Raw genomic sequence first — 25,170 nt, 5'->3', positions numbered from 1 at the left:
TCACTTCGAGTAGTTGTTTTCCATAGCGATAGCGGGGGAGACAACGTATCGACAAGTATCTCTTATCAGATTTTAATTTTATCAGCAGACTTCTCGATACATCCCGATAAAAATCGGGACACTCGAAGTGACATTATAGTTTTAAATTAAAAACGAGAATCTTTAAAATAAATGCTGGATTTGAGTTATTTTCAACCAAAACAGTCAATTTTAAGGCATTTTCATCCAAATTTTCAACTTAAAAATCGGCATCAAAACTGATTTTCTGACCTTCCTGACCACCGCTACCACTGGCAACACCCGCTTTTTGATACTCTCCTACACGTTTTTCAAAGAAGTTGGTTTTTCCTTGCAGGGAAATCATATCCATAAAGTCAAATGGATTTGTCGCGTTGTATTCTTTCTCACATTCAAGCTCAACAAGAAGCCTGTCTGTAACGAATTCCAGGTACTGGGTCATCAGTTTAGAATTCATGCCTATAAGACTGCTGGGAAGTGACTCCGTAATGAATTCACGCTCAATATTAAGCGCATCCACTATAATTTCACGAATGCGGTCTTTAGGTACTTTATTGATCAGGTGGTGGTTATGCAAATGAACCGCAAAATCACAGTGTACACCTTCGTCTCTTGAGATCAATTCATTAGAAAAGGTAAGACCAGGCATAAGACCACGTTTCTTTAACCAGAAAATAGAGCAAAATGCGCCAGAAAAGAAAATACCTTCCACAGCGGCAAAAGCGATCAAACGCTCAGCAAAACTGGGGCTTTCAATCCATTTTAAAGCCCAATCTGCCTTTTTCTTTATGGCCGGGAAAGTTTCAATGGCATTAAAAAGACCGTCTTTTTCTTCATCGTTTTTAACGTACGTATCAATAAGTAGCGAATACGTTTCTGAATGAATATTTTCCATCATGATCTGGAAACCGTAGAAAAACTTAGCTTCGGAATATTGTACTTCGTTCACGAAGTTTTCGGCAAGATTTTCATTTACGATACCGTCTGAAGCGGCAAAAAAAGCAAGAATATGCTTTACAAAATAGCGCTCATCTGCATTAAGTTTATTCTTCCAGTCGGTAAGGTCCTGATGAAGGTCAATTTCTTCTGCGGTCCAGAAACTTGCTTCAGATTTTTTGTACCATTCCCAGATGTCATGGTGTTGAATAGGGAAAATTACAAACCGGTTTTTGTTTTCCTGCAAAATGGGCTCTACTGCATTACTCATAGTCTTAGGGGTTTACGTGTGGTTAATTTGGTGTTATTTGGGACTAACAAATATGGAAAAAAATAAGACCAATCAGAGGGTAAAAGCCTTTTCGTTTTCAACAAAGTTTTCAACATAGGGCAATTCCTACTTAACCAAAAAATTTATTTAATTTATTGATTATTAATATTTTGTACTTTCAAAAAAAATGAAAAGTTCCCCAAAAAGTCAATCTCAATGGGCTGCGAGCGAACTTTTCAACAGTAGGAAATAAGGTGGTTTGTAAGTGCCTTGTAGCTGGTTTTATGGCGTGTAGAATGTGTATTATATAAATTAAAAATTTTGTAAAAAAAGACAATTTATAGTCTACTTTGTACCGTTTACAAGCCTGGTGCTTTTCTCAAAATGTGTAATGACCTGATTGACGCAGGCTTCAAGATCATCTTTTAAATCTTTAGCCCAAAATCTAAAAACAGTGTAGCCCATTTCCTCAAGTTTTGCATTGACCTCCCGGTCGCGTTGCATGTTGCGTTCAATTTTTGGGATCCAGAAATCCCGGTTGCTTTTGATCTTCAATTTTTTATTCTCCCAGTCGTAGCCATGCCAAAATTCCCCATCAATAAAAATTGCAGTCTTGTATTTTTTGATCGAAATATCCGGTTTACCGATCAAATATTTACTGTTCACACGATACCGAAAACCTGCCGCCCACAGCGCCTTTCGCAGTTGTAACTCTGGCTTTGTATTTTTGCCCTTTATTTTGCTCATCAGTTTAGAGCGCCGCGGTGTGGTGTAGAAACCACCCGCTTCGTTGAAGCGCGGGACTTTTATAGGTTTTTCATCATATTCTTTTGCCATGTTTAAAAATAACCTGGTTCGCACTATAATGGCTGTCAACAAATCGTTAAAACCGGTAAAAAAGGCTCCTAATTCGCCTAATTTTAGCCAGGAACTGGCATAATTCGTGCAGTTTTTGATGAAAAACCGCCTTGAATTTTAAAAATCTATTTTTTATTTTTTTTCTTATGCTGACCTTTTTAGCATGTAAGGAAATTACCAAAGCGAAGGATTTTATTACCAATCCTTCCGCCAGGGAAGTCTACAAACGCGAACTCGAAAACGACTCCACACAATCTGATCGCTGGGAACGGGCGTTTGAATTGGCAAAAAAAGACAGTGTTTTAGTAAAACTGCCTTACGTGGAGTCTGGTCATTTTTGGCAAAATAATTTTACCGCTGCGGGATATAATTTGCATTTGCAGCAGGGAGAGCGCTTTTCTGCCGAAATTCAGGCAGATTCGGTTAAAAATAAGGTGTTTTTGGCACTTTTTCGTTCCGTAGGAGATTCTCTTAATCCTTTAAAACTGGAACTCGAAAACCTGCCCAATGAAAATCAAATTCAGTTTACAGTAAAAGAAACCGGAGATTATAAACTCGTGGTTCAGCCAGAAATTCAAGCTTCTACCACGTTCAACCTTCTCCTCTATCGCACGCCGCTCTATAGTTTTCCCGTAGCGGAAAAAGGGAACGCGGCCATACAGAGCTTCTGGGGGGCAAACCGCGATGGTGGCAGGCGTAGCCATGAAGGGCTTGATATTTTTGCAGATCGTGGTACGCCGGTTCTTGCCGCCTGTGATGGCAGGGTGAGTTCTACGGGCAACCGCGGGCTGGGCGGCAAACAAGTGTGGTTGCGCTCTGGCATTTTTGGCAATTCGCTCTATTACGCCCATCTGGACAGCATTATTGCTTCACCCGGTCAGCGTGTAAAAAGAGGTGACACGCTTGGTCTCGTAGGCAATACCGGCAATGCGCGTACCACGCCGCCGCATTTACATTTTGGTATTTATCGGCGTGGGCGTGGCGCTATTAATCCGTTGCCATACGTTTTTGAAGGGATCGCCCCCGTGCCTTCAGCAAAAAATGAAACTACAAAGCAATTTTGTGTGGTTACTTCCTCCATTGCTAATATTAGGGCTTCTGCTTTCGCCAAAGCGGAAAAATTGGGACAGGCCAAACGGGACGATACTTTAAAAATTTTAGGAAAGACAACCGACTGGTATCATATACGCACTCGGCAAGATCAAAGTGCCTATATTCACCAGAGCCTATTGAGGGATCTGACCAATTAACATTGTTTTGGTCAAAGGGTTTCTCAAAACTGCCTATATTTAATAAAATTTATCTCAAAATATTCAATCGATGTCGCTATTTTCAAAAGTAAAAAATACCATAAATCTGCTCAAGCATGTAGATCTTGATGCCCTGACCAAACTTTCCAAAAAGGTAGACCTTTCTGAGGTGATGGCTGCAGTAGGCAACCTGGACGATCGTCAGCTGGGCGGACTCATGAAAATGCTAAAGACACAGTCAAAAAAAGGGCAGCATAAATTACCTCCCATAGACGGCGATTTTTATAATCTGGAACTCAAATTAACTCCAGAACAGCGCGAAATACAGATGAAAATGCGCAATTTCATGGAAGAAGAAGTTAAGCCTATTGCAAATGAATACTGGAACAAAGCAGAATTTCCGCACCATATAATCCCTAAAATGGCAAAACTCAACGTTTGTGGTATCGCCTATAAAGGATATGGCTGCCCTGATCAATCATTTCTGATGGAAGGGATTCTCGCGATGGAACTTGCCCGGGTTGACGTATCGATCTCTACCTTTTTTGGAGTACATAGCGGGCTTGCCATGGGTTCTATTTATCTCTGTGGAAGTGAGGAACAAAAACAGGAATGGCTTCCGAAGATGCAGAAGTTTGAAAAAATTGGTGCTTTTGGCCTTACAGAACCCGAAGTGGGATCTGGCGTGGCCGGCGGCATGGGCACGACCTGTAAAAAAGAAGGTGAGGAATGGGTACTTAATGGCCAGAAAAAATGGATAGGAAACGCCACTTTTTCTGACCTGACGGTTATCTGGGCCCGCGATGTGGATTCTGACCGCGTGAAAGGATTTATTGTACGCAAGGAAAATCCCGGCTTTAAAGCCGAAAAAATGCCAGATAAAATGGCGTTGCGCACCGTGCAAAATGCCATCATCACCTTAACCGATTGCCGCGTACCGGAAACAGACCGCCTACAGAATGCGAACTCCTTTAAGGACACTGCAAAAGTATTGCGCATGACACGCGCGGGCGTTGCCTGGCAAGCGGTGGGCTGTGCTCGGGGCGCTTATGAAGCTGCACTAAAATACACAAAGAAAAGGGAGCAGTTTGGCAGGCCTATTGCCAGTTTTCAGCTTATTCAAAACCATCTCGTGGAAATGGTGGCAAACCTTACGGCTATGGAAACACTTTGCTTTCGGCTTTCAGAAATGCAGGATGGCGATATTCTCAAAGATGAGCATGCCTCCCTTGCTAAAGTGTTCTGCTCTATGCGCACCCGTGACGTTGTAAGTCGCGCACGGGAAGTAATGGGCGGCAACGGGATCCTGCTTGAATATGATGTGGCCCGCTTTGTCGCTGATGCCGAAGCAATCTACTCGTACGAAGGGACTAAAGAGATCAATACGCTTATTGTAGGACGGGCAATTACAGGATATAGTGCATTTGTTAGCTAATCCTAATTACAATTGATTGTAAAAGATTTTTATAGGTGTTTTAATATGCCGTTATTTGCATGTGAAAATCATAAAAATATAAAATGAAATTTAATAAATTATTTTTAGCGTTACCCGTAGCGCTTACCTTAGTGAATTGCAATGATTCTAAAATGCAATCAAGCGGCGATGCCGACTTAAAAACGTTCAAGGATTCTGTTTCCTATATCATAGGTGCTAACACAGGAGCACAATTTAAACAAGCTTTAGGGGACAACCCAGAACAGTTTTTTGATGTAGATGTCTACGTTCAGGGCGTGCGCACTGCACTTACTGACAGCGTGGATATCCCACCAGCAGCAATGCAGCAAGTGATGCAAAAGTTTGATACACAATTGCGCGAAAGACAACAAAAAGAACAGCAAGCAAAAGCCGAAGAAAATAAAGGCAAAGAAGAAGCTTTCTTGAAAGAAAATGCAACTAAAGAAGGTGTTCAAACTACAGATAGTGGTTTACAATACAAAGTTCTTGAAGAAGGAACCGGCGCCACTCCATCAGCAACAGATCAAGTGGAAGTGAACTACGAAGGTAAGTTAATAGACGGTTCTGTTTTTGACAGTTCTTACGAGCGTGGCCAGTCGGCTACTTTTGGTGTGAATCAAGTAATCAAGGGTTGGACAGAAGGTCTTCAGTTAATGAAAGAAGGTGCTAAATATGAATTCTACATTCCTTCTGATCTTGCGTATGGTCAGCAAGGATCTGCCCCTAAAATTGGTCCCGGTGAACCACTTATGTTTACTGTAGAATTAATAGATATTAAAGATTCAGAATAAGGATTAATCTCAAATTGATCTTTGCGGCCATTAAGATGCCAGCTATTAACACTTTAGGCTTCTAATGGTAATTTACAAAAATAAAAAGGGCTCACTTGCTTTGGCAGGTAGAGCCTTTTTATTTATATCTTCTTATTGTCAAATCCCGAACTTCCCTATTAAGGATTTACTATAATCGTTGATCCCTGTTTTGTGAGTTTTTTTCATTTATTTGACAAGTATGGTATGCTAGACTTTATTTTTATAGGTTTTCTTCGAGTGATCGTATTGTTGTAAATCTACAACGACTCAGCGTTAAGGAGTTTCGTAAGTTAGTCTTTAACTTAGCAAGTACATACAAGACTAAACATCCGCGAGGATTTTAGAAATAATCGAGAACAAAAAATTACTGATAGCAATTGTGGCACCCCTTTATTTTATTCGATTATATTTTTTCATTATTTCAATAAGCTTATCGTGTGGTAATGCATAAACTTTATTTCCATTATTCCCATCCATTGTTTCGGCTGCAACCATAGCATTAATTACATCTTCTTCTACTGCTTGAATTGTAGCTTCAAACACATCATTCATCCAATCGTTTGAGATTGTTACTACAGAAGTCTTTCCCTCTCGAATGTACGCTCCTTGATTTGCGGTAGAAAAAGAGATGAAAATGTCTCCTGAACCATTTGCTCCAATTCCTCCTAATTTTCCAATTCCAATTGGTACTCGTTGCGAAACTCTTTTTAACTGATAAGGAAGTAATGGCACATCAGTAGCGACAATAACTATTATAGAACCATCTCCATTTTGCCTTCTTGATTCAGGTTGTTCTTTGTATTCGATATCCAATGTGTCTTTTAATTCCTTTCCAATTGGGACGCCATCTATTCTAAATCGTTTTTTATCGCCAAAATTTGACTGCACTAAAACTCCAACTGTATACGTCGTATCTGGAAATTTTAAAATTCGAGAAGACGTTCCAATACCGCTTTTGAATCCAAAACTCATCATTCCAGTTCCACCACCCACATTACCTTCTTCAACTTCCTTGTTGGTGGTATTTTCGATAGCTTCTAAAACATTTTTTTCTTGCACTTGAAATCCGTAGATATCATTCAAAAATCCGTCATAAGTTTCTGCAACAACTGGAAATGCCCACCACCAATCTTCATCACTCCAGACTGTATCCACCATCCATTTCAAAGTTGCTTGTCTTACTGTTCCTACGCTAAATGTATTAGTCAACATTATAGGTGTTTCTAAAAAACCGGATTCTGTAATCCAAGTCGTTCCAGTCATTTCTCCGTTTCCATTTAAACTATACCAGTTTGCATATAAAGGTTTTTTCTTTTTTCCACTTGGAAATATTGCGGTTACTCCAGTTCGAATAGGTCCTTTTTCTAATTCGTTTTTTCCGCTTCCTGAAATAATGGTTGAATGCCCCACAGAAACACCTTCAACATCAGTTATTGCATTAAATTTTCCTGTAGTTCCCTCAAATTGAATTCCTAAATCTCGTGCTCTTGGTTCTTGAGAATAAATTGAAATTGAAAGGGTAAGAAATATTATCGTTAAAATGTTTTTCAAAATCTTTGTTTTAAAGAAGCAATAACCAGATAAGAGTAAAGTTCCTTTTATTAATGTTCTACGAATATAATCTTAAGCATCTTATTAAAATTGCGGAAGTACTCGTTTCGTATTAAAGTAATTGATAGTAGTATCTTTTAATAATTGCATATAAACTGTAAAACCTTCTAAAATAGATTTTACTAATTTTAAAACTTAATAACTCTATTAATAAAAAAAACGAAGAAATCTAGAGACTCTTAAGAGTTAAAGGAAAAAAACAAAAACCCCTATAAACGTACTGTTTATAGGGGTTTTCAAGTGTTAAATGTGGTCCCACTTGGGCTCGAACCAAGGACCCTCTGATTATGAGTCAGATGCTCTAACCAGCTGAGCTATGGGACCGGCACATGTTTATCATTAACAAACATTGCGGGCGCAAAAATAAGCCTATTTTTTTAAGGCTGCAAATAATTCACGCCTATCTTCTTTAATCCCTTTCTGGCAAGTCTGGGGTAAGCACGTCCTGGCAAAGTTCCATGAGTATGCCGCCAGCACTTTTAGGATGTACAAAAGCAACCCATTTATTGTCTGCGCCCCGCTTAGGAGTTTCATTGATAAGGTCAAAACCTTCTTCTTTTAGGCGCTTGAGCTCCCCTTTGATATCATCTACGGCATAGGCCACATGGTGCATGCCCTCTCCATATTTTGCAATAAATTTGGCAATGGGACTGTCGTCTGAGGTTGCCTCGAGAAGCTCTATTTTGTTCTCGCCCATTTTAAAAAATGAGGTATTTACATGCTCACTTTCCACAAATTCGATCTTGTAATGTGCAGTCCCCAGTAATTTTTTATAAAACAGGTTTGCTTTCTTCAGGTCTTTAACGGCAATGCCTATATGGTCTATTCTTTCCACAGTTTAAATTTTTTGATCGAATTTAACTGAAAATTGCCCAACTTGCATCTTTCTGGCAGAAAATTAAGAAAGCATAATTTTTCAGCCTTCAGCAAGGCAAACCTGTGAAGTAACCTCCATAATAAAACCGTATTTTTGCACTATGGAAACAAATAGACAGAAAAAAGTAGCCGGTGTGCTACAAAAAGATCTTGTAGATGTGCTACAAAAAGCGATGCTTGAAGCAGGCGTAAAAGATATGATCATCTCCGTAAGTAAAGTGAGCACCACGACAGATTTGTCACAGGCAAAAGTTTACGTGAGCGTGTTCCCAAACAAGCGTGGAAATGAAATACTTGCCGAACTTAAACAACTAAAGCCTTTTATAAAACATGAGATCGCACAGCGTACGCGACACCAGCTGCGACGCATGCCAGAACTTCAGTTTTTTCTGGACGACTCGCTGGAATATATTGATGGTATCGATAAATCCCTAAAAGGCGGCAATGACCCCATAGAAAATCCTGAACTGTTGCCCAGACGTAAAAAATCATAAATTCCTGCTTTTGAAATTTCCCCAGTTTATAGCAAAAAGGTACTTGTTTTCGCGCAGCAGCAATAATGCTATAAACATCATCACGATTATTTCTGCACTGAGCATTATAGCGGGTTCTGCCGCGCTTTTTATAGTGCTTTCCGGGTTTTCCGGACTCAAGGAATTCAGTCTTTCTTTTTCTTCTGTTTTTGATCCAGATCTCAAAGTGCTTCCGGCAAGCGGAAAAACCTTTTCTTTTTCTTCGGCGGAAGCCCAAAAACTGGAAAATCTTGCTTCGGTAGCGCAATTTTCTGAAATTATTGAAGAACGTGCTTTTTTAGAATTTAAAGGGAAAAACCACATGGCCTACATCAAAGGTGTTGATGGCAATTACCCAAAGGTCAACCCTGTGGACAGTACGCTGATTTTTGGCAGTTGGGTGAGTCAGGAAGAGCCGGTTAGTGTCATAGGTGTGGGCATCAATCGCGTTTTATCTGTGGGCATCAATAATTTTAATGATCTCTTGCAGATTATGGTGCCTAAACCAGGTACGGGTCAAATTACAGATCCCTCCCAGGCTTTTAGCACCTCAAAAGTACTGGTTACGGGAATGTATCAGGTCAATGAAGACCTTGACGACAACTATGTCTTCACTTCATTAAAATTTGCGCGTAGCCTGCTTAATTATGAGGCCGACCAGTTAAGTTCGCTAGAAATAAAACTGAAACCAAATATAAATCCCGATGAAGCGGCCACAGCAGTGCAGAAATTACTGGGTGATACTATAGAGGTAAAAACCCGTATTCAGCTGAACGACAAGCTCTATAAGATGCTAAATACCGAAAATCTGGCGGTCTATCTCATTTTTACGCTGGTATTGATCATTGCGCTTTTTAACCTCGTGGGAAGTATTATCATGATTATCCTTGATAAGAGGGAAAATATCAAAACGCTGCACAGCCTGGGAGCCAATTATAAGGAAATTAAGCAGGTTTTCTTTCTTCAGGGAGCGATGATGACCTTTTTTGGTGGTCTTTTTGGACTGCTGATCGGGATTGCGGTGGTAGCCGCACAATTGCAGTTTGACCTTGTAATGATCACACCCCAACTCGCCTACCCTATGCAACTCACCCTTGTAAATATTGTGGTGGTGCTGCTTACCATTTCCACTTTAGGGATTCTGGCTTCTAAAGCAGCCGCCAGCAGGGTTTCCCCGAAGTTGGGTGAATAAAGTCCTCCCCCGGCCCCTCCAAAGGAGGGGAGCTGTTTATTAGGATGTGAGATTCCTACAGAATCTTTTCCGTCAAAGGCTGAAAAATTATTCCTAAAATCACCCAAAAACCCCTCAAAACAGACTAAAAACACTAATTAATTAACCTAAAACCGAAGTTTTTCAACCCCTCCCCTTTGGAGAGGCTGGGAGGGGATTTCTATCTTTTTTCGTTGATCAACCTATAGATAAGAATAGCGGTACGTTTAGTCAGCGCTTCAATAGTGTTGAGGTTTACGGTTTCCGAAGGGGTATGCGCACCATCGCCCATGGTTCCCAGGCCATCCAGTGCGGCAACATATTCCGCTATAAAAGAAACATCTGCAGCGCCCCGTTTTCCGGGATCATAGGCCTCAACGGCGGGTTGACCCAAATCGCGGCTTACCTGATCCAGTTTCTTGAGCAGCGCATAATTCGCTTCTGTGGGTACCATAGCGGGATAACTGTCTTGAAAAGTGACTTTAGCACTGGTTTGCGGTAGGTTATTGGCAACAATTTCCCTCATTTTTGTACGTGCTCTTTCCTTTTGTTCTTCAGAGATAAATCGAAGTCCGCCGTCTGCAAAAGCGGTCTGCGCGACCACATTTCCTTTTCCGAAAACGGTGCCCCGGCTCTTTTCCTCTTCCACATTAATCGTGGTCCCTCCCAGCATCATTCCCGGGTTAAAAGTTAGCAGATCTTCCCCTTTAACGTCTGTGTAAAACTGGTGCAGTATGCGCGCCAGTTCAAAGTTTGCCCCGGCGCCGGTTTTCTCATTGAATATTCCGGAAGAATGGGCGCGTTTTCCGGTAACTTCCACCTTCCAGTTTGAAGAACCGCGGCGGGCCACCGTTGCATTATCATAACCGGTAGAAGTTTCAAAACCAAGCGCTATATCACTCCGTTTTGCGGCATCAATAATTGATTTTCTGCTGATGCTTAGCGGTTTCCCGGTACTTTCTTCATCCCCGTGCAAGGCGACAATAATCTGTGAATTCTTCAAAAGTCCCGCTTCGCGCAAGGCTTTGAGAACATAAAGAATGATTACATCACCGCCCTTCATATCATTGGCGCCGGGACCTTTTGCAATACTATCATTGACCGGTTCAAATTTCTGAAAATCACTATCTTCCTCAAATACGGTATCCAGATGGCCTATAAGCAACAGGCGCTTGCCCTTATCGCCTTCAATGGAGGCGAAAAGATGACCGGCGCGGTTCATTTCCGCAGGCATGTCTATCCATTGGGTTTTAAAACCTATGGCGTCAAAGGCTGCGCTAAATTCATCGCCGGTAGCTTTGACGCCCGCGGCATTCATCGTACCGCTGTTAATATTGACTACTTTTTCTAAAAACTGAATAGCTTCAGCATTGTTTTTTTCGACCTGATTGCCAATTTTTCGCTCCTTTTTGGTCAATTTTTGAGCCCGTAGCGGAAAAATGAGCAATGCGCTGAGTACGAAAAGAAGAAAATAGTTTTTTGAGAGTAGATTTTGTGTCATGTGAAGTGGTTTGAGCCAGAAATATACAAAGAGTTTTACGTCTATAACGGCAAAAACCTACATCAAAATATGTTGTAGAAATAATTGAAGAAACAGTTTCCGCAAAACTTTAGAATAAATAGAATTGATTCCCTACCTCAGCTTTTTATCCCAATAAATATATGCGCCAAATAGTACAAGACTCGCAAGGGAACCCCATAAGAGTCCGCTTTTAAGCTGATCAATACTTTGTCCTATAAAGGCGATATACAATGTAAGCGGGACGATTCCCACCATTGTGGCCAGGATAAATTTCCAATATCCCATACGCAGGACGCCGGCCACAAAACTGATCGCGTCGTTAGATAAAAAAGGATTAAAACGGGTAATCGCGATGGCCCAGAAGCCATAATCATCCAGGAAATCCTCGATTTTCTGTTCGCTTTTACGTCCCAGGATCTTATCTACAAAGAATTGCCCAAAGTAAAGACCCAGTACATAACCCACGCTTGAGGCGGCAAAAACCGCCGCTAATATGATGAGACTTCCCCACAACGGGCCGTACGCTAAAATAGCCACCACCATAAGCAACACAGAAGGGATCACGAGCAGGAACATCTGGAGTATCATTGCCAATATGATGACCAGGGGTCCTAACCAACCAAAATCAGACACCCACTCTTTGATTCTTGTTTTATCGTCACTGGTAAGCACATCCCAGGCTTCATTTAAAAACTCATGTACTGACGGAATAAAAAAGTAGCTCAGGACAATGGCGACCACCAGCCCTATGGATATATAGAGTGGCAATTTACTTTTACTGGGCGCTTCCTGTTGAGCCATAGAACTAATTTATAAGTCGGCAAAAGTAATAAAATCAAAATGGCCGACCTAATTACTGGGTTGAATGACCTCTTAAAGTACTTTTCGGTTTTCTCAAAAAATTGATCTGACTTTTATAGATACCTTTAATATTGTATTTCATCGAAGTAGCGGATTAAACAATTTTTTCAGAAATAGCCGCAGTGCTTATATTTACCGGCTAAATTTATAGGTTATCCAGAAAATTCTCTTACTTCTCGTACTACTTCCCAGTTGGGCAAACGCTCAATTGGTAAATATAGAAACGCGCCGCATCCAGACCGATTCTAATCGTTTTGTGCTCAATGCTGATTTTGCCTTCAACCACACCAATAATGATGGGACCTCGGTAAATCAAATAAATGGAACGCTTACCACCCAGCTCAAGTCTAAGGATTTAAAGAAAATCTACCTGTTTCTGGGGAATTATAAATTAATAGATTCTGATGAAGGCAACCTACAGAATTCGTGGTTTCTACATTCACGGTTCAACTATAAAGTGAACGACCTGTTGCGCCTGGAAGCATTTGTTCAAGGGCAGTACAACCAGCTCCTGGTTGTAGAACAGCGCAATCTTATAGGTGCAGGGCTCCGAATAAAATGGATGAACAAGGAGCATTTTACAGGCTATGCGGGCAATAGTTATATGTACGAGGTAGAATATAGCGACCGTGCGGGTACGACCAACTATAATCATAGAAACAGTACATACTTTAGCTTATCCTATTTCCCTATAAGCGAAACCTTTTCTATAACAAATACCGTGTACTACCAGCCATTATACAGAGACTTGCAAGATTATCGTATTTTAGAGCAGTTTCGGCTAGATGTGCCTTTATACGAATGGTTCAAGGTTTTTGTGATCTACGATTATTACTTTGACAGCAAAACCCCTTTAAACACCATGGAATACACCTCACAGTTGCAAGTGGGGATTGGTTTGAGTTTTTAGGATTTAAGTTTATTATCAATAAACTTTAGTGGAATAACGCTTTTTAAACCGAGATAACTTTCTGGTTATTTTAAAGAAGGGAATATTAGCATATCCAGTAGATGTTTCTCTTATTCTTTTTTTGTTTTGGGCGTTTCCCTGCGGGTCGAGCTTTACGTTGCAATCTTTTTGCTCGTGCCTCAAAAAAAAGGCTTCCTCCCGGAGGGACAAACAAATTCACTTCAATCCCTAACGCAAGAATTGTTTTTAGAAAATGAAAACCGTGTGTTTGGCGTACTTAATTATGGTCATATTTGGAAGCAACATGATCCACTCGGTAGAATTAAAATAATGTTTCGTACTACTAGTGAGTACACAGATAAGATATATTTATTAAAACAAAAAAGCCCAACCTAATTAAAGATTAGACTTACTTTGCTCCCCCTCTTTGGCTCGAACCAAGGAGTTTATATCGTTTATATTTAAGCCTTTATAAATTTGTCAAATTTTAAACAACCGAGTTGTAAATCTTTTAATTAAAAACTACTTTTGATATTATAAACGTATTTTCTATAGGTTTTCTTTTGTAAATATTTATATTGCTACCAGAGCTAACTCTCCAAATATCAATATTTTCATACTTCAAAGACAATAACATAGCAACAAATGTAAAGGGCTTTGGTCCTAAAGGAGCTATAATTACACTAAAATCTTTATTAAGTGTTAAAAATAACGACTGTAATATTTCTTCAATTGACTTTAAATTTGACATGTCAAAAGTATTAACACTTTTAAATTTAGATATTAGAGATTTATTACTACTCTCAATTTGCTCTACGAAATTTTCGTCAATTGCAGGTTTGGAATATATAATTATAGTCTCTTTTGGATCTAAATAGTCGATTATACCCTCTGCCTTCTTTTCTTCATAGCCCAAGCAAACTATTAATGCTTTGGGTTTATCATTAGGAATTCGATATTTACCCGGAAGTGGTTCTATTTTTAAATTATGCTTAGGTTTTTTTGGTTTTGAAAATTGCGATGGAGTATAGGAAAAAAACACGCTGATTTCCTCAAAATTTAAATTTCTTTGCTTTATAAACAGCATTATAGTATAGTACCAGGTTTTAGTCATACAAGAGTAATCTACTAAAACCTTTATCTCTTTTTTATTAACTTTAGAAAATTCATTTTCTAAAATTTTAATAAGATCTTTTATATTGTCACTATGAGGGCTATATACTTCAAAATGTTTTTTCTTAAAATTATCATTCTGGTCATAACTTAATATTATATTTCGTGAATTCCCTAATTTTAAACTCTTTGACAACGAATTGACCAAATAATCCCATCTTGCCTCGTGATTTTTGGCAATTATTACAATGTCAAAATTTATTGAGGTTAAGTCTTCAAAATCTATTTGATGTGCGTAGTCAATTTCCATAGGTTCGTTTAATCAAAAATAGACATTTGGTCTCCTGAAAGATTGTTTTTGACAAAACATTCGCTGAGCTTGAGTTCATTAAAAGTCCTTAGAGGTAGCTTAAAAATTGGAGCTAACAAGTAGGTAAGCCTAAAACGTTTCCCTCTAACACTAAAATCAAATGCATCCTCATTATTGTCTACAAGTATGATAGCTCCTTGATAAGCCGCTTTTTCCAATAAATTCACTATCTCTTTTGGAACAGCAACCTCAGATTCATCTACCCTAAAAGTACCTTTGGGATCAAGTAAAAACTTAGGACCTAAAATTTCGTCTTGAAATTTATTACCAATTTTATAAATAAGGGTTTCTAATGTAGTACCACTAAAATTATCAATTGGGATGTTTGATATAACATTCATAAACCTCTTTGCCACAGTATGCAATACCAATGACTGCATTTCTTCTGAAGGCTTCATTTTTAGTTCACCACCCAATAAAGAATTAAGTATTCCTTTTAACCACCTTGGGTTTCCATCACATATTTTACAAAGTACTTCGATTCCAGAATAAAGCGTATCGCTTTTTCTGGGACGCAAATTAACTTTAAGCTGATCTATATCTTCATCTAGAAAAACATTTTTAATATAATAATTCCTAAAGTAAACTATAGATTTTACTTTCCTGTGAAGTGTGTCTTTTTGACTAGAAGATATAGGAGTTGGTTTTGAAGGATTGAGACTATTCTTTCTTAAAAAATTATTGAATGAAATATCTTTTTGAGCAAGTTCGCTCATCAAATTTATGAATCTACTGTTTTCTTGATAAGTATCCTTATTTGATCTATTGTAGACATCGTTAGTTCCAAAAAATTCTTCTAAACTGTAATTATCCCCTAATTTCTTATTTAACTCATTAAGTATTAATTCTCGTGCAAAACTATTATTATCTGGAGCATCCCACATACTAATCAAAGACAAATCATTTCCAGATGTAGCACTAAGCTCCTGCTCCTTAATAGATAAAATAGGACTAGCACTAAGCTTAAAAAGTAATTTTTGATTTGTGCTTCTAAGAGATCTAAATAGGTCTTCCTGCAACCAGCCGGGAGCTAGTTCAAGCTCATCAAAACATAATGCCCATTTCTTCCCGCTGACGGAATAAATTCTTTCAAAAATTTCAAATGCTAAATTGGCTGAACTAGAGTAATTTAAGTTTAAAAATAATAAACTATCATAATGTATTTCTTCTTCCGAATTATAATTAAACAGCGCATTTTGAATAAACTGATTAAATGTGTCAATTCTAATATTTATCGCTTCTTTAACAAAATCGAGTTGTGGTATTTTAATTTCTAGCTTCCAAATTTTAGCTAATTCTAAAGATAGCTCTATTTCTTTTTGTTCCCCTTCTGAGCTAAGTTCATACTCAATAATATTCTTAAAAGTTTCACATATAGCTAAAAATATACTACTCGTAACTGAAAATCTTGAGATCCTATCTGAAAAGCTTCCGAATTTTTCAAGTTGTTTTAGATAAGCTAAGTTCTTAACATTCCAGTAAATATCTGTTGAAATATAAACCGCATAAAAACCAAAACCTGACTTTAGTGATTTCGCTTTCTCATTTTCCCAGGCATAAAGCGCTGGCAGGGTCAGCATTTTCATTAGGGTAGTTTTTCCACAACCTCTAGCTCCCAAAATTACGGAATGATTATTTTGAATTAAATCATCGTAATTTTTTGACCAAATAAATGTCTTTGCTACTTCCTTTGGCTCTAAATGCCTAGCGTTATATGAAGAGTAAAATTCAGACATTATTTATTTTGTTTAAATTGAAAACTTGAGTCGGCTGACTTGGGAGGGCAGGAGTAACTAGCACATTAAAATTTTTCAACTCTATTATTACTTCCTCAAGTTGATTCTGATTTAAAAAACAAAGCTCTCCCTTAATAGATAATAGATCCTTCCACTCTGTTTTCAAATCGTTTAATATAAGATCATAAATTTCCTTAGCTAAATCTTTTGGACTTTTTTGATTCCCAAAACCAGTCAACCTGCTAAATCCACTAGGATCATCAAGAAAATTCCAACCTTTTTGAGGTAAGTAAGTCCAAGTTTTTATGGTTCCCATTGCGGCTAAATCTCCCGCATTTTTGTTAATATTTAAAAAATGAAAACTGTTTCTTTTACTAGTAAGTAACATATTAGAAGTAGATGAAAAACTTCCAGATCCAAAAATGGTTATTTTTTTTCCTGACTCAGTAACATGTTCTCTAAGTAATGCGTCATGTTTATGACCATGTATGATTAAGTCATAATTATAATCACCAAGTAATCGTACTAACTCTTCACCATTCATTACAAAGTCTGCTTCCCCGAGACCTAATCTAGCGTGCTGCACAGGGTGATGATGGCAACAGGCTATTTTAATTTTATCTGTATTATTCTTGTTTAGATATTTTTTAATTTTTTCAATTTGACTTAACTCCATTTGACCTTTAACAGCTGAGTCTATATTTTGATGATAGTGGCAAGTATTTATTACTAATAATTGATAACTCTGTCGTTCTAAAAAAGTAAAGCCTTTGCTCCAAAACTCGTCACTATTTGTTTCTTCCTTAATCGGAAAATCCAGACCTATGCTCCGTGCTGTAGTAAAACTAAAAAGTGTATCATTGTTTCTACTATCTACATCATGATTGCCTAGAGTAGCAACTATATCGTCAGAATCGAGCTTATTATGAATCTCCAAGGCAAATCCCCATCCACTTAAAAAACCCTGAATATTATGTTGGTCTGTAAAATCCCCAGGACATAAAGTCAAGTCAGAAGTAATACCTTCATCATCTATAAGCTCCAAAAGAGCTTCTACAGGGTGGTCACTTTTTGGTAACCGAAGCTTATCCGAAAGCAAATAAGTGTTATTATCACGTGATGAGGCACGACTAGAATGACAATGTAAGTCACTAACAACAGCAATACTCAACTTGTAATCGCTCATTAAATAATATTTGTAATAATAAGTTCATTAAAATCTCCTCGAGTTTTGTTTCTACCTCCAACCTTTGAGTGTCTCGATACTTTATAGATTTCCCCTAAACCAGAATACGTTTGAACTATTGATGGATGTGATGCATTCGTTAATATAAAATAACACCCCATATCAGAAAGCTTTTTGACAACCATAGCAAGCCTTTCTTGATCTGACCAAGAAAAAAGCTTTTGGTTGTATGCAATGAAACCATTATTCTCGTGAGCTACAGTATAAGGGGGGTCTAAAAAAACCAAATCCCCTCTTTTACTTTTAGTTAAAACCTCTTCGAAGTCTGAAAACATTAGCTCTACATTTTTTAATCTTGAGCTCACTGCTTTTAAATTTGAATCTGTTATTATATCTACATTTTTCCTTCTACCATAAGGAACATTATAAAGGCCCTTGCTGTTCACTCTATAAATACCATTAAAAGAAGTTCTGTTTAAATAAATAAATCGTGCAGCACTTGTATGAGGGGTTGTTGTTTTAGCACTACGTATCCTATAGTATTCATCTTCAGAGTTCTTCAATCTTTTAAGCGAATTAATAACCAAATCAACATTGTCTTTAATTTGCTGATACGTATTAATAAGCTCTTCGTTTAAATCATAAAGGTAGGCAGCTCGATTATCTTCAAAACTGAAAAAGACTGATCCACCCCCCAAAAAAGGTTCATGATAATTTTTAAATGTTTTAGGAATAAATTTATCTAATCCATCTTTCACTAACCACGACTTTGAACCTGTCCAGCGCAGGAAAGGTTTAGCAACAATATTTTTGTTTGTGATAGAGCTCAAAATTTAAGAAAAGATAATTAACCTGCTAACCTAAACAAAAAAAGAGCGACTATCAAATCACTCTGTAATTATTTATTAATACATCCCCAATAACACCCTTAATTTTACTCATATTTATAACATACAATAGATTGTCAAGTCTTGCTTAGGCATCTCTATCAAAATTAGCTCTTTTAAACTCTTTGATGATAATGAATGACTTTCTATTGTAATTTAGCTTGAATGCAGAAGACTCATATAAAATAGAGATATATCACTTCTTAAGCCGTACTTATAAACTGCATATAATATTATAAAACAAAAAAGCCTGTAAACTAAATGCTTACAGGCTTAATTTGCTCCCCCTCTTGGGCTCGAACCAAGGACCCTTTGATTAACAGTCAAATGCTCTAACCAACTGAGCTAAGGAGGAATATATTTTTAATTTTGATAACTACAAACCAATATGCCGGTTATTGATCGAAATAAGGTGTTTTCTTAAAGTATGAACGTTGCTTTTTGTTCTAAGCGGATGCAAATATACCCAATTTTTGAAAGTGACAAAACAAAAAACAAAATTCTTTACCTGCTTTTTTTGAAATTCTTGCGGCTAAAAGAACCTTCATTCATCTAACTTCCTGTCAGCCAGCGATACACATCGTTTCCATTTGCAAACAACACTAGCGCAAGAATTAAGAAGAAACCTATGATCTGAGCATACTCTAAAAACTTATCACTTGGCGTCCTGCCCGTTATCATTTCATAAAGCAAGAACATTACGTGACCACCATCTAAGGCAGGAATAGGCAAAATATTCATAAACGCCAGTGCGATGGATATAAACGCGGTAGTTTCCCAAAAAGTAAGCCAGTCCCAGGTGTCTGGAAAAAGGCCTGCAATCGCTCCAAAACCACCCACCTGAGTGGCCCCTTTTGCCGTGAAGACAAATTTAAACTGTGCCACATAATCGTGAAGTTTCCAGTACCCGTAAGAAACTCCTTTACTTATACTGGTTCCTATACCATAAAACTCTTTCTGTCTTTTGGGAATTCTGTTTTGAGGATCAGTAAAGCCAAAACCTATACCTAGCATTCCGTCTTCATTCTTCTTTAAGTCAAAACTCATGGTACTACCACCACGCAACACTTCAAGCTTAGCAATAGAATCCCTGTTCACTTGAAGTGCATACTTAAAATCTGATTGATATTTTAAAGGCACCCCGTTGAGGCTTACGAGTTCATCAGTACCCAGCACACCCGCTTCTTTGGCAGATGCAAAAACGGAATCCAGCTTTATAGGGGTTCTGGGAAAATTAACCCCAAACATTTCCCCTTTTTTAAACAATTCCATAGCAAGATCTTCTGGCGGGGTAAGAACTTCTTCTGAACCATTTTCATGCAGAACAGTGACTTCATCCAGGTCCCGCATCATTACATACGTGGGAAACTCTAATTGATCCTTGAGAGGTTCTCCGTTTATTGATACGATCTTGTCCCCCTGCTCAAAGCCATATTGCTCCATTGTGGGAGTAAATCCAAAGCCATTTTTTAAATCTTCTTTACTGGTAAAAGGCTCGCCATAAAATCCTATGATGCAACTGTAGATAACCAGTGCAAGTACGATATTTACCGTTACCCCGCCTATCATTACAATAAGTCGCTGCCATGCCGGCCTACTGCGGAATTCCCAGGGTTTGGGCTCCTCGGCCATGGCCTCGGTATCCATGCTTTCGTCAATCATACCGGCAATCTTTACATAACCTCCCAGCGGAAGCCAGCCGATACCGTACACCGTGTCCCCTATTTTTTTCTTAAAAAGGGCAAATTTTACATCAAAAAAGAGGAAAAACTTTTCAACCTTGATTTTGAAAATTCGGGCGGGGATAAAATGTCCAAATTCGTGTAAAACGATCAATAGGGACAGACTTAAAATAAATTGTATGGCTTTTACAAAAAATGGATCCATTAACTTAAATTTAGGGCGCTTTTGCAGGTGATTTTCCTGTTATAAAGGCCAAAAACCGACTCCAGGGCGGTCTTTTTTCCGCTTTGCGGAAGGATTATTATACTAGTTCAAACTTCGTAAGCAAATAGGATGCCGTTTTAATTACCTAAAACATCAATATCTACCTTGCTAAAAAGTGCACAAAAGTACGCTTTTCACACGGTACCTAAAAGAAAAACCCTACCCTCGCCTCTATTTGAAAATCTTTTGGCAATAAGCATTCCTTTAGTTACGGCATGCATCGTAATTTTGTACTGCAAAATGACCTATAAAAGGTCTAAATCTGCCCAGTAAAGGTCAAAAATTGATCAAATAACCCGTATTATGCTCCATTTTTTTGCTAAATATAAAAAGTTTGCCATCTTCCTGGCCATTTTCTCGGCGATCATCCTCTATATCATCTACACGCTACTCTCGCCGCCACCATCATTGCCCGTTTTTCAGCCTACTATGGTTGATGCCACGCTTGTGGATAGCAGCAAGCAATTTGAAAAAAAATTTCATCGTATCGCAGATTTTAAACTGGTAAACCAGAACGGTGACACCATTACGCAAGAGGATTATGAGGATAAAATTTACGTTGCAGATTTTTTCTTTACCACCTGCCAGACCATTTGCCCCATCATGACAGACCACATGGTACAGATTCAGCAAAAAATAAAAAATGACGATAAAGTAAAATTGCTGTCCCACACGGTAATCCCCGAGGTGGATACCGTCGCCCAACTCAAGCGCTACGCGGAAGAAAAAGGGGTGATAGATTCAAAATGGGACTTGGTCACCGGTCCTAAAAAAGAAATCTACGACCTTGCCCGTAAAAGTTACCTTGCCGTAAAAACCGCTGGAGATGGCGGCAAATACGATATGATACATACCGAAAACTTTATGCTCATAGATAGTAAAAAGCAAATACGTGGTTTTTATGATGGTACAGATCCCGAAGCCATAGAGAAACTAATGGAAGATATTGAAACGCTTGAAAAAATTGAGGCACGCTGAACGGGTTTGCGTGGTTTTGAGCAGTTCTCAACCAAATGAGCGTTCCTACTCACGATTTAGGGGCGATTTTCCATTAATTTCCTTTCTGAATACCTTCATTTCCCTTACTTTTGCCTTGTTTAAATTCAATCTAAATAAACATTGATAATCACTCTCGCAGACTTAAAACGCGGTGAAAAAGCCATAATCAAGGAATTTGAGGTAGAAGATGTTCCACTCAAACTACTGGAGATGGGCTGCCTGCCGGGCAATGAGGTTGAACTGGTACAAATTGCTCCATTTAAAGACCCCATGTACCTTAATATAAATGGAAGCCATCTTGCCATACGCCGCGAGACCGCAGCACATATCAAGGTAGAAAAAATAAAGGATGAGTAAACAGCTCAACGTCGCGCTTATAGGGAATCCCAATACAGGGAAAACTTCAGTATTTAACCGTCTTACCGGGCTCAATCAGAAAGTGGGCAATTACCCCGGTATCACGGTAGAAAAGAAAGAAGGGGTCTGTAAATTGCCGCGGGGCGTTAAGGCACATATTCTTGACCTCCCGGGTACGTATAGCCTTAACGCGAGTTCGCTTGATGAAAACCTGGTCATTGAGCTTTTGCTCAATAAGAATGATAAAGATTACCCAGATGTTGCTGTTGTAATCAGCGATATCGAAAATCTTAAGCGTAACCTTTTGCTCTTTACCCAGATCAAGGACCTTAAAATCCCAACTATTCTGGTCATTAATATGGCAGACCGTATGAAGCGCAAAGCCATTACTCTTGATGTAGAAGCGCTTGAAGAACGCCTAAATACAAAAATTGCACTCGTAAGTTCACGTAAGAATATTGGTTTTGACCATGTCAAAGAACTTATTACCGAATACCGCTCCCTTTCTGTAGAACCGTGCGTGAATGCTTCGGTGATTGCTCCAGATTATTTTGACAGGTTGCGCAAAGCATTCCCTAAACAGGATCTCTATAAATTATGGTTGGTCATCACTCAGGATGTCAATTTTGGAAAGCTCAACCGACAGGAAATTCAGAATATTGCCTCTTTTCAGACAGAAAGTAAAAGTAACCTGAAGCGTTTACAGCAAAAAGAAACGATCGTAAGGTATCAATTTATAAATGGTGTTTTAAAAGAAACCCTGACCATTGACCATCTCGCTGCAAAAGATCTGCGCAGCCGGCTAGATCGCGTGCTCACGCACAAAATCTGGGGGTATTTGATCTTTTTTGCCATTTTACTGCTCATTTTCCAGGCGATTTACGACTGGTCTGCCTATCCCATGGACCTCATAGATCTTGCGTTTGCCTCTATGGCAGAATGGATCAAAACCACCATGCCGGCGGGCGCATTTACAAATCTCCTTGCCGAAGGTATTATTCCCGGTCTGGGAGGGATCGTGATTTTCATACCTCAAATCGCCTTTCTGTTCTTTTTTATCTCCATTCTGGAAGAGACCGGTTATATGAGCCGCGTCGTCTTTTTAATGGATCGAATCATGCGGCGTTTTGGCCTTAGCGGAAAAAGTGTGGTCCCCCTCGTTTCGGGTACCGCGTGTGCGATCCCGGCAATAATGGCCACCCGAAATATCGAAAGTTGGAAAGAGCGTCTTATCACCATCCTGGTCACCCCATTTACGACCTGTTCTGCACGCTTACCGGTATATTTGATCATTATTTCACTTGTGATCCCAGACAAACAAGTATTGTATATTTTCAATTATCAGAGCCTTACGCTCATGGCGTTATACCTGCTTGGTTTTGGTACCGCCATTGCTTCGGCATGGCTGCTCAATGCAATATTGGATATTAAAAACCGAACCTTTTTTGTCATTGAAATGCCCAACTATAAATTGCCACTATTCAAGAATGTGGCCTATAATGTGATCGAAAAAACGAAATCTTTCGTTTTTGGTGCAGGTAAAATTATTCTGGCGATTTCTATCATCCTTTGGGTTCTCGCCTCTAACGGACCAGGAACAGATTTTGCGCAGGCGGAAGAAATCGTGCAGGAGCAAACTGCTGGTCAGGATGTATCTACTGAAGAATTTGATAAGCTTGTTGCAGCGCAAAAGCTTGAAAATAGCTACATAGGGTATATGGGCAAAGGTATCGAGCCGCTGGTACAACCTTTAGGGTATGACTGGAAAATAGGCATTGCCATCGTAAGCTCTTTTGCGGCCCGCGAGGTTTTTGTGGGTACGCTCGCCACGATTTACAGCGTGGGTGCAGATGATGAAAAAACAATAAAAAGCCGAATGGCCGGTGAGGTAAACCCCATTCTTGGCGGACCACTTTTTAACCTGGCCAGCGGGGTATCGCTATTACTTTTTTATGCCTTTGCCATGCAATGTATGAGCACACTGGCCATTGTAAAACGGGAAACCAACACCTGGAAATGGCCCGTCCTCCAACTGGTAATAATGTCTGGATTTGCGTATATTGTAGCTCTGGCTGCCTTTCAAATCCTGAAATAAAAGCAATGATTATGGAACTTCTTCAAAATATACTCGTACTCGCTATATTTCTAGTAGCCGTGGGCTATCTGGTGACCAAATTTATCTGGAAACCTGCCTTTTTAGGCGGAAAATCAGACACTAAAGCCTGCGGAAAAGATGATTGCGGCTGCCATTGAGAAGCATAAAATATAAATTCGTTCTCATTTTTGATCCAGAAATGGTTTTAAAGCTACTTAAACCACATTGTCCTTTTCAGTAGAAAATTTCTTATAAGCTATGTTCCTAAAAATCTATGGAAACCGCGTTAGGGATTGCAGCGGAAATCCTTTTTGTGAGGAACAAGCAAAAAGATTGCAATGTAAAGCCCGACCCGCAGTGTAACGCCCAAAACCAACTCAAAACAACCCAAAACTAACTATAAAACCGAAAAAATAAACGGTTTAAGGTAAAAAATCACTTTCAAAAAATCCACTTCCTTATGCGTTAGGGATTGAAGTGAAAATCCTTTTTGTGAGGCACGAGCAAAAAGATTGCAACGCAAAGCCCGACCCGCAGGGTAACGCCCAAAAAACAGCCTAAACACCCAAAAAATTGACCATAAAACCCAAAAAATAACCTATTTAAGATAAAAAATCACATCCAAAAAATCCAATTACTTATGCGTTAGGGATTGAAGTGAAAATCCTTTTTGCAAGGAACGAGCAAAAAGATTGCAACGCAAAGCCCGACCCGCAGGGTAACGCCCAAAAAACAGCCTAAACACCCAAAAAATTGACCATAAAACCCAAAAAATAACCTATTTAAGATAAAAAATCACATCCAAAAAATCCACTTCCTTATGCGTTAGGGATTGCAGTGAAAATCCTTTTTGTAAGGCACGAGCAAAAAGATTGCAGCGCAAAGCCCGACCCGCAGGGAAACGCCCAAAACCAACTCAAAACACCCCAAAACTGACTATAAAACCGAAAAAATAAACGGTTTAAGGTAAAAAATCACTTTCAAAAAATCCACTCAATTATGCGTTAGGGATTGAAGTGAAAATCCTTTTTGAAAGGAACGAGCAAAAAGATTGCAACGCAAAGCCCGACCCGCAGGGAAACGCCCAAAAACAACTCAAAACACCCCAAAAATTGACCATAAAATTCAAAAAATTGTCTATTTAAGGTATAAATCACTTCCGAAATTCGCCGTAAAATCCACTTCCTTATGCGTTAGGGATTGCAGTGAAAATCCTTTTTGTAAGGCACGAGCAAAAAGATTGCAACGCAACCCCCGACCCGCAGGGAAACGCCAAAAAAACAGCCTAAAACACCCCAAAAATTGACCATAAAACTCAAAAAATAACCTATTTAAGGTATAAATCACTTCCAAAATCCGCCGTAAAACCCACTTACT

The 25,170-nt window shown here is 38.9% G+C and carries 21 protein-coding genes and 2 tRNA genes; 10 read left to right on the top strand and 13 right to left on the bottom strand.

The window, feature by feature from the left end; translation table 11 throughout:
• Nucleotides 1–238 precede the first annotated feature (238 nt).
• A complete protein-coding gene (locus tag P162_RS08985) occupies nucleotides 239–1,225 on the bottom strand; it encodes a ribonucleotide-diphosphate reductase subunit beta (RefSeq protein WP_031426986.1) in 987 nt (328 codons plus the stop codon).
• 345 nt (nucleotides 1,226–1,570) lie between these two features.
• Entirely contained in the window at nucleotides 1,571–2,062 is a 492-nt protein-coding gene (locus P162_RS08980; protein ID WP_031426985.1) for a very short patch repair endonuclease, read from the bottom strand.
• Nucleotides 2,063–2,229: 167 nt separating this feature from the next.
• Here P162_RS08980 and P162_RS08975 point away from each other — a divergent pair, with 167 nt between their 5' ends.
• The 3 genes from P162_RS08975 to P162_RS08965 all read left to right on the top strand — a co-directional run bounded on the left by P162_RS08975 (nucleotide 2,230) and on the right by P162_RS08965 (nucleotide 5,580).
• Entirely contained in the window at nucleotides 2,230–3,333 is a 1,104-nt protein-coding gene (locus P162_RS08975) for a M23 family metallopeptidase (RefSeq protein WP_051908044.1), read from the top strand.
• A gap of 70 nt (nucleotides 3,334–3,403) precedes the next feature.
• Entirely contained in the window at nucleotides 3,404–4,768 is a 1,365-nt protein-coding gene (locus P162_RS08970) for an acyl-CoA dehydrogenase family protein (RefSeq protein WP_031426983.1), read from the top strand.
• 83 nt (nucleotides 4,769–4,851) lie between these two features.
• Nucleotides 4,852–5,580: an FKBP-type peptidyl-prolyl cis-trans isomerase gene (locus P162_RS08965; RefSeq protein WP_031426982.1), complete on the top strand. Its 729-nt coding sequence runs from the start codon at nucleotides 4,852–4,854 to the stop codon at nucleotides 5,578–5,580.
• Nucleotides 5,581–5,991: 411 nt separating this feature from the next.
• On the opposite strand, the gene P162_RS08960 is transcribed toward P162_RS08965, so the two are convergent.
• From P162_RS08960 to mce, 3 genes are all read right to left on the bottom strand, one after another.
• Nucleotides 5,992–7,152 carry a P1 family peptidase gene (locus P162_RS08960; RefSeq protein WP_031426981.1) on the bottom strand — a complete coding sequence of 387 codons (1,161 nt, stop codon included), beginning with the start codon at nucleotides 7,150–7,152 and terminating at the stop codon, nucleotides 5,992–5,994.
• A 310-nt stretch (nucleotides 7,153–7,462) separates the two neighbouring features.
• A tRNA-Ile gene (locus P162_RS08955) sits at nucleotides 7,463–7,536 on the bottom strand.
• 85 nt (nucleotides 7,537–7,621) lie between these two features.
• Nucleotides 7,622–8,047, bottom strand: coding sequence for a methylmalonyl-CoA epimerase (mce, locus tag P162_RS08950; RefSeq protein WP_031426980.1), 426 nt, complete (start codon nucleotides 8,045–8,047; stop codon nucleotides 7,622–7,624).
• A 142-nt stretch (nucleotides 8,048–8,189) separates the two neighbouring features.
• On the opposite strand from mce, the gene rbfA reads away from it, so the two are divergent.
• Nucleotides 8,190–8,582: a 30S ribosome-binding factor RbfA gene (gene rbfA / locus P162_RS08945; RefSeq protein WP_031426979.1), complete on the top strand. Its 393-nt coding sequence runs from the start codon at nucleotides 8,190–8,192 to the stop codon at nucleotides 8,580–8,582.
• Between the two features lie 10 nt (nucleotides 8,583–8,592).
• Entirely contained in the window at nucleotides 8,593–9,792 is a 1,200-nt protein-coding gene (locus tag P162_RS08940) for an ABC transporter permease (RefSeq protein ID WP_031426978.1), read from the top strand.
• Nucleotides 9,793–9,991: 199 nt separating this feature from the next.
• Here P162_RS08940 and P162_RS08935 read toward each other — a convergent pair whose 3' ends face one another.
• Together P162_RS08935 and P162_RS08930 are read right to left on the bottom strand one after the other, a co-directional pair.
• Nucleotides 9,992–11,311 carry a M20/M25/M40 family metallo-hydrolase gene (locus P162_RS08935; RefSeq protein WP_031426977.1) on the bottom strand — a complete coding sequence of 440 codons (1,320 nt, stop codon included), beginning with the start codon at nucleotides 11,309–11,311 and terminating at the stop codon, nucleotides 9,992–9,994.
• A 132-nt stretch (nucleotides 11,312–11,443) separates the two neighbouring features.
• Entirely contained in the window at nucleotides 11,444–12,133 is a 690-nt protein-coding gene (locus P162_RS08930; RefSeq protein ID WP_031426976.1) for a TVP38/TMEM64 family protein, read from the bottom strand.
• Nucleotides 12,134–12,401: 268 nt separating this feature from the next.
• Here P162_RS08930 and P162_RS08925 point away from each other — a divergent pair, with 268 nt between their 5' ends.
• On the top strand, nucleotides 12,402–13,103 hold the full coding sequence (locus P162_RS08925; RefSeq protein WP_031426975.1) for a DUF481 domain-containing protein: 702 nt from the start codon (nucleotides 12,402–12,404) through the stop codon (nucleotides 13,101–13,103).
• A 511-nt stretch (nucleotides 13,104–13,614) separates the two neighbouring features.
• Here P162_RS08925 and P162_RS08920 read toward each other — a convergent pair.
• From P162_RS08920 to rseP, 6 genes are all read right to left on the bottom strand, one after another.
• Nucleotides 13,615–14,526, bottom strand: a complete 912-nt coding sequence (locus P162_RS08920; protein WP_031426974.1) for a hypothetical protein — start codon at nucleotides 14,524–14,526, stop codon at nucleotides 13,615–13,617.
• Nucleotides 14,527–14,534: 8 nt separating this feature from the next.
• A complete protein-coding gene (locus P162_RS08915) occupies nucleotides 14,535–16,322 on the bottom strand; it encodes a hypothetical protein (RefSeq protein ID WP_031426973.1) in 1,788 nt (595 codons plus the stop codon).
• A complete protein-coding gene (locus P162_RS08910) occupies nucleotides 16,315–17,508 on the bottom strand; it encodes a metallophosphoesterase family protein (protein ID WP_031426972.1) in 1,194 nt (397 codons plus the stop codon). Before P162_RS08910 ends, P162_RS08915 begins: the two co-directional genes overlap by 8 nt.
• The gene (locus P162_RS08905; RefSeq protein ID WP_081868402.1) at nucleotides 17,508–18,338 is read right to left on the bottom strand and encodes a DNA adenine methylase; all 831 of its coding nucleotides are present in this window, start codon (nucleotides 18,336–18,338) and stop codon (nucleotides 17,508–17,510) included. Before P162_RS08905 ends, P162_RS08910 begins: the two co-directional genes overlap by 1 nt.
• A gap of 338 nt (nucleotides 18,339–18,676) precedes the next feature.
• A tRNA-Asn gene (locus P162_RS08900) sits at nucleotides 18,677–18,750 on the bottom strand.
• Nucleotides 18,751–18,947: 197 nt separating this feature from the next.
• Complete coding sequence (rseP, locus tag P162_RS08895) at nucleotides 18,948–20,282, bottom strand: RIP metalloprotease RseP (RefSeq protein ID WP_031426970.1); 1,335 nt, start codon at nucleotides 20,280–20,282, stop codon at nucleotides 18,948–18,950.
• A 363-nt stretch (nucleotides 20,283–20,645) separates the two neighbouring features.
• Here rseP and P162_RS08890 point away from each other — a divergent pair, with 363 nt between their 5' ends.
• From P162_RS08890 to P162_RS08875, 4 genes are all read left to right on the top strand, one after another.
• A complete protein-coding gene (locus P162_RS08890; protein WP_031426969.1) occupies nucleotides 20,646–21,320 on the top strand; it encodes an SCO family protein in 675 nt (224 codons plus the stop codon).
• A 141-nt stretch (nucleotides 21,321–21,461) separates the two neighbouring features.
• The gene (locus P162_RS08885) at nucleotides 21,462–21,698 is read left to right on the top strand and encodes a ferrous iron transport protein A (RefSeq protein ID WP_031426968.1); all 237 of its coding nucleotides are present in this window, start codon (nucleotides 21,462–21,464) and stop codon (nucleotides 21,696–21,698) included.
• Complete coding sequence (gene feoB, locus P162_RS08880) at nucleotides 21,691–23,793, top strand: ferrous iron transport protein B (protein ID WP_031426967.1); 2,103 nt, start codon at nucleotides 21,691–21,693, stop codon at nucleotides 23,791–23,793. Before P162_RS08885 ends, feoB begins: the two co-directional genes overlap by 8 nt.
• A gap of 11 nt (nucleotides 23,794–23,804) precedes the next feature.
• On the top strand, nucleotides 23,805–23,951 hold the full coding sequence (locus tag P162_RS08875) for a FeoB-associated Cys-rich membrane protein (protein WP_117434199.1): 147 nt from the start codon (nucleotides 23,805–23,807) through the stop codon (nucleotides 23,949–23,951).
• Nucleotides 23,952–25,170: the final 1,219 nt, after the last annotated feature.

Source organism: Flavimarina sp. Hel_I_48, from assembly GCF_000733945.1.
Taxonomy (GTDB): Bacteria; Bacteroidota; Bacteroidia; order Flavobacteriales; family Flavobacteriaceae; genus Leeuwenhoekiella.
Note: the sequence above shows the minus strand (reverse complement) of the source record. Positions and strands in the feature narration are given on the sequence as shown.

Excerpts from the sequence above, each read along its gene's own strand:
- P162_RS08890 (WP_031426969.1), top strand. The coding sequence starts at position 20,646 with ATGCTCCATTTTTTTGCTAAATATAAAAAGTTTGCCATCTTCCTGGCC.
- P162_RS08920 (WP_031426974.1), bottom strand. The coding sequence starts at position 14,526 with ATGGAAATTGACTACGCACATCAAATAGATTTTGAAGACTTAACCTCA.
- P162_RS08915 (WP_031426973.1), bottom strand. The coding sequence starts at position 16,322 with ATGTCTGAATTTTACTCTTCATATAACGCTAGGCATTTAGAGCCAAAG.
- P162_RS08975 (WP_051908044.1), top strand. The coding sequence starts at position 2,230 with ATGCTGACCTTTTTAGCATGTAAGGAAATTACCAAAGCGAAGGATTTT.
- P162_RS08935 (WP_031426977.1), bottom strand. The coding sequence starts at position 11,311 with ATGACACAAAATCTACTCTCAAAAAACTATTTTCTTCTTTTCGTACTC.
- P162_RS08875 (WP_117434199.1), top strand. The coding sequence starts at position 23,805 with ATGGAACTTCTTCAAAATATACTCGTACTCGCTATATTTCTAGTAGCC.
- rbfA (WP_031426979.1), top strand. The coding sequence starts at position 8,190 with ATGGAAACAAATAGACAGAAAAAAGTAGCCGGTGTGCTACAAAAAGAT.
- rseP (WP_031426970.1), bottom strand. The coding sequence starts at position 20,282 with ATGGATCCATTTTTTGTAAAAGCCATACAATTTATTTTAAGTCTGTCC.
- P162_RS08910 (WP_031426972.1), bottom strand. The coding sequence starts at position 17,508 with ATGAGCGATTACAAGTTGAGTATTGCTGTTGTTAGTGACTTACATTGT.
- P162_RS08970 (WP_031426983.1), top strand. The coding sequence starts at position 3,404 with ATGTCGCTATTTTCAAAAGTAAAAAATACCATAAATCTGCTCAAGCAT.
- P162_RS08965 (WP_031426982.1), top strand. The coding sequence starts at position 4,852 with ATGAAATTTAATAAATTATTTTTAGCGTTACCCGTAGCGCTTACCTTA.
- feoB (WP_031426967.1), top strand. The coding sequence starts at position 21,691 with ATGAGTAAACAGCTCAACGTCGCGCTTATAGGGAATCCCAATACAGGG.
- P162_RS08985 (WP_031426986.1), bottom strand. The coding sequence starts at position 1,225 with ATGAGTAATGCAGTAGAGCCCATTTTGCAGGAAAACAAAAACCGGTTT.
- P162_RS08930 (WP_031426976.1), bottom strand. The coding sequence starts at position 12,133 with ATGGCTCAACAGGAAGCGCCCAGTAAAAGTAAATTGCCACTCTATATA.
- P162_RS08980 (WP_031426985.1), bottom strand. The coding sequence starts at position 2,062 with ATGGCAAAAGAATATGATGAAAAACCTATAAAAGTCCCGCGCTTCAAC.